6 protein-coding genes and 4 pseudogenes are annotated in these 8,743 nt (G+C 61.6%); 8 read left to right on the forward strand and 2 right to left on the reverse strand.

The window, feature by feature from the left end; genetic code table 11:
- Positions 1-102: 102 nt before the first annotated feature.
- From AC5JJ1_RS05615 to AC5JJ1_RS05625, 3 pseudogenes are all read left to right on the forward strand, one after another.
- Positions 103-411, forward strand: a pseudogene (locus AC5JJ1_RS05615) (integrase core domain-containing protein); the annotation flags it as partial.
- A 50-nt stretch (positions 412-461) separates the two neighbouring features.
- Positions 462-1,176 (forward strand): annotated as a pseudogene (locus tag AC5JJ1_RS05620) (IS6 family transposase).
- A gap of 208 nt (positions 1,177-1,384) precedes the next feature.
- Positions 1,385-2,504 (forward strand): annotated as a pseudogene (locus AC5JJ1_RS05625) (IS3 family transposase).
- 263 nt (positions 2,505-2,767) lie between these two features.
- On the opposite strand, the gene AC5JJ1_RS05630 reads toward AC5JJ1_RS05625, so the two are convergent.
- Positions 2,768-3,280, reverse strand: a complete 513-nt coding sequence (locus AC5JJ1_RS05630) for a transposase (protein ID WP_495784131.1) — start codon at positions 3,278-3,280, stop codon at positions 2,768-2,770.
- Between the two features lie 557 nt (positions 3,281-3,837).
- Between AC5JJ1_RS05630 and AC5JJ1_RS05635 the strand changes: the two genes are divergently transcribed.
- Together AC5JJ1_RS05635 and AC5JJ1_RS05640 are read left to right on the forward strand one after the other, a co-directional pair.
- Positions 3,838-4,758: a Bug family tripartite tricarboxylate transporter substrate binding protein gene (locus AC5JJ1_RS05635; protein WP_495784136.1), complete on the forward strand. Its 921-nt coding sequence runs from the start codon at positions 3,838-3,840 to the stop codon at positions 4,756-4,758.
- 379 nt (positions 4,759-5,137) lie between these two features.
- Positions 5,138-6,106 carry a TAXI family TRAP transporter solute-binding subunit gene (locus AC5JJ1_RS05640; RefSeq protein WP_495784132.1) on the forward strand — a complete coding sequence of 323 codons (969 nt, stop codon included), beginning with the start codon at positions 5,138-5,140 and terminating at the stop codon, positions 6,104-6,106.
- Positions 6,107-6,660: 554 nt separating this feature from the next.
- On the opposite strand, the pseudogene AC5JJ1_RS05645 reads toward AC5JJ1_RS05640, so the two are convergent.
- Positions 6,661-6,999: pseudogene (locus AC5JJ1_RS05645) on the reverse strand (transposase); the annotation flags it as partial.
- Between the two features lie 129 nt (positions 7,000-7,128).
- On the opposite strand from AC5JJ1_RS05645, the gene tnpA reads away from it, so the two are divergent.
- The 3 genes from tnpA to tnpC all read left to right on the forward strand — a co-directional run.
- Entirely contained in the window at positions 7,129-7,470 is a 342-nt protein-coding gene (gene tnpA / locus AC5JJ1_RS05650; protein ID WP_495784133.1) for an IS66-like element accessory protein TnpA, read from the forward strand.
- 17 nt (positions 7,471-7,487) lie between these two features.
- Complete coding sequence (tnpB, locus tag AC5JJ1_RS05655; RefSeq protein ID WP_495784134.1) at positions 7,488-7,823, forward strand: IS66 family insertion sequence element accessory protein TnpB; 336 nt, start codon at positions 7,488-7,490, stop codon at positions 7,821-7,823.
- 11 nt (positions 7,824-7,834) lie between these two features.
- On the forward strand, positions 7,835-8,743 hold a 909-nt coding region (tnpC, locus tag AC5JJ1_RS05660), incomplete at its 3' end, for an IS66 family transposase (protein WP_495784135.1).

Raw genomic sequence — 8,743 nt, forward strand, 5'->3', positions numbered from 1 at the left:
ATCCACAATCCAACGGACCCGTCGCCAGCAAACCCAAACCCGACAGGCTGCTAGGGTGCCTGGGTTCGTTAGCAAACCCTCCAGCCCCAGGGGGAAGTCCAGCTCGCCGACAACGGCTCCGCCTACACCGCGGGCGAGACGGTGGACTTCGCGACGGCTCTGAACCTCGTGGCATGCTTCACGCCGGTCCGCAGTCCCGAAAGCAATGGCGTCTGCGAGGCTTTCGTCAAAACCATCAAGCGCGACTACGTCCGGGTGAAGCCCCGCCCAAGTGCCCTCTCCGTCCTCCAGCAGCCACCCGCCTGGCTCAACGACTACAACGCCGTCCACCCCCATAGCGGCTTGCGCATGCTCTCGCCGCGTGAGTTCACCGCCCACCAATCTGCCACCCAAGCTGCGTGTCCGGCCTAATGGGGTGCACTCCAGTTGGCGGTCTGAACTCGGCCCGGTATGTAACCGGAATGAGTTCCTCGGTCGCCAAATCGCCCTATGCTGGCTACCGCTTCCCGGGCGGGGTCATCAGCCAGGCCGTGTGGCAGTATTTTCGCTTCCCGCTCAGCTTGCGCATGATCGAGGAGATGCTGGTGACGTGCGGCATCATCGTCAGCCACGAGACCGTGCGGCGGTGGGCGCTGAAGTTCGGCCAGGAGTTCGGCAACCGGATCCGGCGGAGGCTGCTCCGTGCTGGAGACAAGTGGCACTTGGATGAGGGGGCCATCAAGATCGCCGGGGTGAAGCACTGACTGTGGCGCGCGGTCGATCAAGCCGGGATGGTGCTCGACGTGCTGGTGCAAAAACGGCGCGGCAAGCGGGCCGCCAAGCGCCTGCTGCGCAAGCTGCTGAAGCGTCAGTGCCAGGCGCCCCGCGTCATGATCACCGACATGCTCCCGAGCTACGGGGCAGCCAAGCGGGAGGTGATGCCCGGCGTCGAGCACCGGCAGCACAAGGGGCTGAATAACCGAGCAGAGAACTCGCATCAGCCAACGCGACGACGAGAACGGCAGATGAAGCGGTTCAAGTCGGCGCGGCAGGCGCAGCGCTTCCTCTCCGCCCACGACCAGATCAGCAGCCTCTTCCACTCCTGCCACGACCAATTCACCGTCGTCCAGTATCGCGCCGAAAGGGCGCGCTTTCGAGGCGTGGGCGGATGTCATCGGGGCTGCTGCCGCCGCCTGAACTCTACTGCTCCACCGCCCTTGGCGTGGCACTGCTGTGGCTTCGAATCAATAAGTTGACGGTGCCATTGAGCGAGACCAAACTTAGTGACCTGCGCCCCTGAACTGGATCCGGGTTTGATGAGAGAGTTGGGCACCTGAAGGAGGTCAGGATGCCTAAGAAGCGTTTGACACCGGAACGGATCATTGGGGTGCTGCGGTAGGCCGAGGTGGAGCTGGCGCAGGGCCGCACGGTCGGCGAGGTCTGCCGCGGGTTGGGAGTATCGGAGGCGAGCTTCTACCGCTGGCGGGCCGAGTATGGCGGCCTGAAGGTCGACCAGGCCCGGCGCATGAAGGAGCTGGAGCGGGAGAACGCGCGGCTGAAGCGGGCCGTGGCCGAGCTCACGCTCGACAAGCAGATTCTGAAAGAGGCCGCTAAGGGAAAATACTAGGCCCTGAGCGTCGCCGGGCCTGGTTCCGTCATGTGCAGACTGCGCTCGGCGTCTCCGAACGCCGGGTATGCCGCACCCTCGATCAACCGCGCTCGACGCAGCGCCGTGTACGCCGCGTCCGGGATGACGAAGCGGCGCTGACCGAGACGATCGTGGCTTTGGCGGTCAAGTACGGCCGGTATGGCTACCGACGGATCACGGCGATTCTGCGCGCCGACGGCTGGCAAGTGAACGCCAAGCGGGTACAGCGGATCTGGCGGCGCGAGGGGCGGAAGGTACCACGGCGGCAGCCGAAGCGGGGCCGTTTGTAGCTGAACGGCGGCTCCTGCATCCGGCTGCGGCCATGCTGGCCGGGGCATGTCTGGGCTTATGACTTCGTGCAGGACCGCACCTCGGACGGGCGACCCTTCCGCATTCTGACCGTGGTCGACATCCACATGCGGGAATGCCTGGCTATCGTGGTGGCACGACGGCTCACCTCGGATGACATGCTGCAGGCGCTGACCGACCTGTTCGTCGAGCGTGGCCCGCCCGCCACATCAGGTCGGATAATGGCGGCGAGTTCACCGTCAAGGTCGTTCGCGCCTGGTTGAAGCGGATCGGCGTGCGCACGTTGTTCATCGAGCGCGGCAGCCCATGGGAGAACGGGTACAATGAATCTTTCAAAGGCAAGTTGCGCGATGAGCTGCTCGACCGGGAAATCTTTCATTCGCTGAAGGAGGCCGAGGTGCTGATCGAGCGATGGCGGCGGCACTACAACACCTTGAAGCCGCACAGTGCTCTCGGGTACAGGCCGCCCGCGCCGGAAGCGATCTTGCCGCGCCCGGCTGGGCCTGCCTACGCTCCGTTCCAGCACGCCCAGCCGGGCTCGCCAGACCATGGGCCAACTCTCTCATGACCCATGGATCCTCATTCGGGGACAGGCCACGCCCACGAGGTTCTCCCGCTCCCGCGTCGGTCGCCTGGCGTCCTGTAGCGGCTGGATGAATGCTGGTTCTTCCGCACTTCCCGTGCTGCACGCGAGTGCAACGTCGCGGCTCAGCGCCTGCATCGGCTTGAAATGCAGCAACTGCGTGCCGGAACGTCTGTATGACCGTAATCGCGGTCAGCAGTGGGTAGAAGCCTGCCTAGATATCAGAGGCTTGGACGCCACGTTCCGCTTTAATGAGCACGGAAAGTGCGGAAGAACCAAATCCACCTCAGCATTGACACGTCCTCCTCGGCGACCGTCGGCACGCTCACCATCGAGCAATGTCCGGGCTCGCCGCGCAGCCAGCCCAACACCACGCGAAGCAGAAGCGCCGTATCGAGCCGGTCCGTTTTGGCACGCCCGCGCTCCCTCGAGGCAGCCACGCTGTTCGGGTGGATGACATAGGCCTCGATCTCGCGCGCCCTGAGCCAACGGGCCAGCCAAAAGCCGTCGCGTCCTGCCTCGTAAGCCACGACGACCCGCTGGATCTCCCGCCCCGCGGCCAATGCCTCCTCTCGCCACCCCTCGACCAAGCGCAACAGCACTGCCTCGTCCGGCTCAAGCTTCTTGAGAGGCCGCCGCCACACCCCGGGCAGAACGCCTGCCACGAGCCAGGATGAAAGGCTCATTTCGATGACGACCGTCAGCGTGCCGTCCGCCTCGAAGGCCACCGCACTCCGACCGACTGCCACGTGATCCAGCATGGGGGCATCTCCAACGTTCCCGAAGAGCGCCAGCGTGCCACGCCGGGTTCGCCCTATAGCATCTGGAGACCAAGATCGCCGTGAGCGATACTCCTGCCGTCAGCCTGCCAGTCGCGGCCGCCTAACGCCGCGGCATAGCCCGCCAAGGAGCATCGCTCCTACACCACGCCGTGGGATACGGCCCGCGGTCGCCACCTCTGGCGTTTTGGCTTGGAGGAAAAGCCGAAGGGCTTCCAGGTCATCCTACGCCGGTGGGTGGGAAGGCGATCTTCCCTTGGCTGTCGCGCTCACGCTGGCTGGCAAGTGATTGCGAGCGCTTGCCCGAAACCGGTGAGGTTGTGATCTGCGCCGCCGTATCGCGCATCCTGCGCCGCAGCATCGCCACTTGATCGGCTGTTCCGTACAGTCGCTGAGGTGCTTGGGCACATTGTTAAGAACGGCGGCATTTGCGCGAATTATTGGACTAGGTATAGGCTGCGTCGTCTGTTGCCAAATTGGATTTTTCAATGTCAACGCGCCGTGCACTTATCGCTGTTCCCGCCTTGTTGGCTACGGCGATGCCTTCTCGTGGAAACGCAGCGGCTTGGCCCGACCGGCCAATTCGGTGGATTGTAGGATTTCCACCGGGCGGAGCTCCTGATCTTCTCACGCGCATCCTTGCGCAACGATTGGAAGCTGAACTAGGCCAAGCTGTCGTGGTGGAAAACCGACCGGGTGCAGCCGGTAACCTTGCCGCTTCGGTCCTCGCACGCGCTGCACCGGACGGCCTGACCTTTGGCACATTATTCGCCGCGACGCTTGCTGTGAACCGCCATATCTATCGCAACCTACCTTTCGATCCACAACGCGACTTCACGCTGATCAGCGAATTCGCACGTTTTCCTGCAGCCGTGATGGTACACTCATCGGTGCCAGCTTCAAACATTACCGAGCTTGAGGCTTGGATGCGGGCCCAGCGCATACCTCCGATCTGCGCGACACCAGGCGCGGGCGTCATCCCGCATCTTGCAACGGAAATGCTGCTTGAACGTTTAGGGACGCGCTGTGAACTGGTCCATTATCGTGGCAATCCCGACGCCTTACGCGATCTCGCCGCCGGACGTGCGCAGTTGATGATAGATGCGTTCCCAACCGCGCTACCTTTAATACGCGACGGCGGTGCTCGCGCTATCGCGGTCACCGGCACTGAGCGCTCACCGTTATTGCCAGCAGTTCCAACCGTGGCTGAAACTCTTCCAGGCTTCGAGACCGCGTCATGGCTTGCTGTCGGTGGCCCGGCGGGTATCCCAGGCGTGGTCGCGGCGCGTTTGGGTACTGCTGTGATCGCCGCGGCTCACCATCCCGACACAGCACGGCGCTTCGGAGGCTTGGGAGCCGAAGCTATCGGCTCGACTCCTGAAGAACTCGTAAGTCGCGCCGCTGCAGAGGACAGACGCTGGGGTGAGCTGGTTCGTGCCAGAGGCATCACGGTGGAGTAGATACCCAACCGTGCATTTCAGACACTGCGCCTTTAGCGCCCACGGTGGAATGACCAGACTCCAAATTTTGCGAGTAGCTTCTGTTAGGTTGTCTTTGCCATAAGTTCATTGTTTTAATATGTCGCTTACGGTTGGCCATCGACGCCGGCTAAACGAAGTAAAGCGTGAAACTGCAAGAAGACGGCCAGACGATTCAAGCTAAACAGCTTACTGCTGCTTCACGGCGTCGGAAGAGAGGCACAAAAACGCAGCAAGAGCCGATGGAGATCCAGTCGTTGTTCGACATCGATAAAAGGAAAAACCAATGACGACATTACGAACTTTCGCAATTGGACTTTGCATACTTATTGCAGGCCTGATGCACCCCCTGACACACACCATGGCCCAGCCTAGCCTCGAGCCGCCTTTGACCGCCGCTGAAATGGCCGTCAAGCAAAAGCTCAATGCCTGGACGGTCGGCTTAGCCGGCGGCTTGCTGGAAGGTGCCCCAATCCGATTTGCTACCGAAATTGCCAGAGTCGTTGATGAACGTGATGCGCTCCATGTGCTTCCGGTTGTAACACGTGGTCCAACTCAGAACGTTGAAGCGCTGCTGTATTTGCGTGGCATCGACCTAGCGATCATTAATACCGATGCGCTTGAACAATTCCGCAGCTTAATACCTAACATTGATCAACGTATCACTTATATCCTCAATCTTTTTCCTTCTGAGGTACATATTTTTGCACGACCCGGAATTAACTCCGTTGCGGATCTTAACGGCAAAAAAGTAAATTTTAATACGCCTGGTACCACAGCAGCCTACTCAGGCCCTCTTATATTTGAGCGGTTAAGAATCAATGCCGAAAGAACGTTCATGCCGCATCCTGCCGCGCTCGAAAAAATGCGTCGAGGAGAGGATGACATGGCGGCGGTTGTATTCATTACCTCAAAACCTGTCGATGCTTTTCTACGTGGACGCTGGGAGTCCGGATTCAAATTTCTGCCTATTGACATCGCAGATGCCGATTTTTCCAATGTCTATCTTCCCTCAACTTTGACCTCGCGGGATTATCCGCAACTTATTCCTGAAGGTCAGGATGTTCCAACAATAGCAATACCAACCATCCTCGCTGCCTATAATTGGCCCCGAGGATCCGACCGTTTTCGCCGGCTCGTTAGGCTGGTTGATTATTTATTTAACCGGATCGATCAGTTTCATGCACAGGGCTTTCATCCTGCTTGGAGAGAGGTAAATCTTGCAGCGCAAGTCCCAGGCCTCAGACGATTTCCGCCAGCTCAGGAATGGCTTGACAGCAACCGCTTGACGCGTACGCCACGAGCGCCTTTGGGACCAACCTCACGCTGATCTTGATAGGTGATGCCCAACTTTCTGAGGACGGTCACATGGCGAGGACGCTGCGGCAATTTGTTGCTCTCGCCGTTTTCACCTTCGGTGCAACGGTGTCTACTCCGGCTTTAGCGCAATCGCGATGCGAGGTAAAACGGCAAGCGTGCGTCAGTGAGTGTTATGCCCGACACTTCATGATTGATCCGAATCGGAACAAATGCATTTCAAACTGCGCCCTCGAAGAAGACAAGTGTAGACGTGAGGAAACTAGGCAACACTCGATTATTGGTCGTAGTCGGAATTGGGCAGAATACGGAAAAACTTCCAGTTCAGTACAAGCGGACTTTTGAATAGTTTGACGGCAACAGAATAAGTGCCGTGAATCCGTTAAACAGCTAAAGTGTTCAGTACGTTCTAGCCATCTGGCTATCAAACAATGAACGGTACTTTCATTTTGGGTTATATTATGCAAAGGCATCACAGTGCCATTGTCAAAGCCTTCACTTACTGCCGCCAAAGAAATTTTGGCGAGCCATATAGCGAGTTACGAGATTGGCTAGTCCTGTGGACAGTTATCGTAACCAGAGGATGGTTACGGCGCAGAGCACGATGACGAGGTAATTCTGCGCGGTTTTGTCGTAGCGGGCGGCAACGCGGCGGAAGTGCTTGAGCTTGCCGAAGCAGCACTCGACGAGGTGGCGTTCCTGGTAGACTGCCTTGTCGAGCCCGAGCTTGGTGGCCCGCGAGGGATGGTTGGGGATGACGGCCATGGCGCCAGCCTCGGCGACGGCGGCGCGGAAGTGGTTGGCATCGTATGCGGTATCGGCCAAGACGAAGCTTAGTCGGTCCTTGTCGAGCAGGGCGGCTGCCTGTGGGGCGTCGCCGCTTTGCCTGGCGGTCAGGAGTAAGCGACGGAAAGAGGCCCTTCTTCCTTGTGGGTTGGTGAGCTGATGGGATGCCCGGCGCTCGAGGTGCTTCGGGCTGACATTAGGGTCGACATGATGCGTGACCTGAAGGGTGGCGGGTAGCAGCGGGTTGAGGTGCTGACGGGCCCGTGCCGCCGAAGGGTTTGGGACGAGGCGACCAAGGCGCGGGTGGTGGCGGAGAGCTACGCGCCGGGGGCGGTGGTCTCGGCGGTGGCGCGGCGCTGGCAGATGGCGCCGCAGCAGTTGTTCACCTGGCGGCGCGAGGCGCGTGAGGCTGGCGAGGCGGCGGGATTGCCCTTTGTGCCAATCGTATCTGATCTGCCTGCCCCTGAGATGGCCTTGGCCGGAGCGGGGGTCGAAGTGGTGCTGGCCGGTGCGGTGGTGCGGGTCTCGCTCGGGGTGGATCCGGTGCTGCTGACGACGGTGCTGCGGGCGGTGCGTGCTTCCGGGTCATGATCAGCATCCCGGCTGGCATGCGGGTGCTGCTGGCGACCCGGCCTGTTGATTTCCGCAAGGGCGCCCATTCGCTCGCAGCACTGGCGGCGGAGATGCTGGGCGAGGATCCATTCTCGGGCGTGGTGCTGGTGTTCCGGGCCAAGCGCGGCGACAGGGTCAAGATCGTGCACTGGGACACGAGCGGCCTGGTCCTGGTCTGGAAGCAGCTGGAAGGGAGCAGCTTTCGCTGGCCCCCTGTCACCGACGGCGCGGTGCGGCTCTCGGCGGTACAGTTTGCTGCACTCTTTTCAGGTCTCGACTTTTCGCGCGTGGCGGATGCGAGACAGATTCCCACGCCAACAGCTCCGGCTTAGACTCAGCGCTGATGCGTGAGAGGGGCGAGACAAGGCCGGACCTGCCCGACGATCCCGCCTTATTGCGGGCGATGTTGCTGGCCGCCTTGGCGGAGCGCGACAGCCTGGTCGCCGAGCGGGACGCGCTGGCGGAGCGGAACGAACGCCTGCACCACCTGCTGCGCAAGCTGCAGCGCATGCAGTTCGGGCCGCGCTCGGAGCGGCTGCCCGAGGAGCAACTGCAGTTCGCCTTTGAGGAGATCGAGGCCTCGCTGGCCAGCAACGAGGCCGAGGCGGAGAAGCGCGCGCCGGATCTGCGCCAGAAGAACACGGCCCGCCGCCGCGCCGGACGCGGTCGGCTGCCGGCGCATCTGCCCCGGATCGAGCAGGTGTTGCTGCCCGAGAGCACGGCCTGTCCGTGCTGCCGGGGCATAATGGTGGAGATCGGGGCCGACACGGCTGAACGGCTCGACGTGCTCCCGGCCCAGTTCCGTGTTCTGGTGACCCGAAGGCCCAAGTTCGCCTGCCGGGCCTGCCAGGGCGTGGTGGTCCAGGCACCCGCCCCGGCCCGCCTGATCGAGGGGGGCATGCCAACCGAGGCAGCGGTCGCCCAGGTGCTGGTGGCACGCTACGCCGACCATATGCCGCTGTACCGCCAGGCCCAGAGCCTGGCGCGGCAGGGCATTGCGATTGGCCGCGAAGTGCTGGCCGGCTGGCTCGGTGCCGCGGCCTTTGAGGTCCGGCCGGTGGTGGCGCGCATGCGCGAGATCCTGCTCGCCTCCGCGCGGCTGTTTGCCGATGAAACCGGTATGCCGGTGCTGGAACCTGGCCGGGGCAAGACCAAGAAGGGCTACGCCTGGACGATCGCGCGCGACGACTGGCCCTGGGGTGGGTGCTGTAACCTGAGGTCTGGAAAATCTGGTGGCGAGGAGGGCGGGCTT

Source organism: Belnapia sp., assembly GCF_059504005.1.